Annotated in this window: 1 protein-coding gene and 1 pseudogene; one reads left to right on the forward strand and one right to left on the reverse strand. The window is 55.0% G+C overall.

The annotated features are described in order from the left end of the window. Positions 1-78: 78 nt before the first annotated feature. The gene (locus tag K5E19_RS23605) at positions 79-438 is read left to right on the forward strand and encodes a helix-turn-helix domain-containing protein (RefSeq protein WP_100780665.1); all 360 of its coding nucleotides are present in this window, start codon (positions 79-81) and stop codon (positions 436-438) included. Position 439: 1 nt separating this feature from the next. Here the strand turns inward: K5E19_RS23605 and K5E19_RS24305 are convergent. Continuing rightward, a pseudogene (locus K5E19_RS24305) lies at positions 440-562 on the reverse strand (SDR family oxidoreductase); the annotation flags it as partial.

Below are 562 nucleotides of genomic sequence, written 5' to 3' on the forward strand. Positions count from 1 at the left end.
GGAGAAAGCACTATAGAAACGTTAGTATCCAAAAGAAACCAGGTACCATTTGGATACTAATGAGGCGAAGGGTGTGCTATGGCGCAAACAGGCGAACTAACCTGCGAAAAAAATTCTGCGACGGAATCCTGTCCGATGACGCAGTTTGTGAATTTGATTTCGGGCAAATGGGCAATCCCCATTCTCTATCGTTTGATTGTGCTGAACAGCCCGGTGCGTTTTGGCGATTTGCTGCGCGCCGCCGCCCCCATCACACAAAAAGAGCTGACCAAACAGCTGCGATTATTTGAACAGCGTGGGCTGGTGTCGCGCACCATTTATCCGGAAATCCCGCCGCGGGTGGAGTATCAGATCACGGCGTTAGGGTTGACGTTGCAAAGCGCGCTCTCTCCGCTGGCCGCCTGGATGCGGGAGTACGGCGACCAGCTGGAGCGCTAGTTTAACGACTGAAATAACGTGGGGCCGGGACGCCGGTGCGCGCGCTGTTGAACAGGGCCAGACGCGCCTCTTCATAGTCCTCCCACAGCTGCACATCGTGCATCGGCGGGATAGTGATCAGTTC

It is taken from the genome of Enterobacter sp. RIT637 (genome assembly GCF_019718755.1).
Lineage (GTDB): Bacteria > Pseudomonadota > Gammaproteobacteria > Enterobacterales > Enterobacteriaceae > Enterobacter.

What these genes read in the sequence shown, in the direction of transcription:
- K5E19_RS23605 (WP_100780665.1), top strand. Translation starts at nt 79, where the DNA reads ATGGCGCAAACAGGCGAACTAACCTGCGAAAAAAATTCTGCGACGGAA.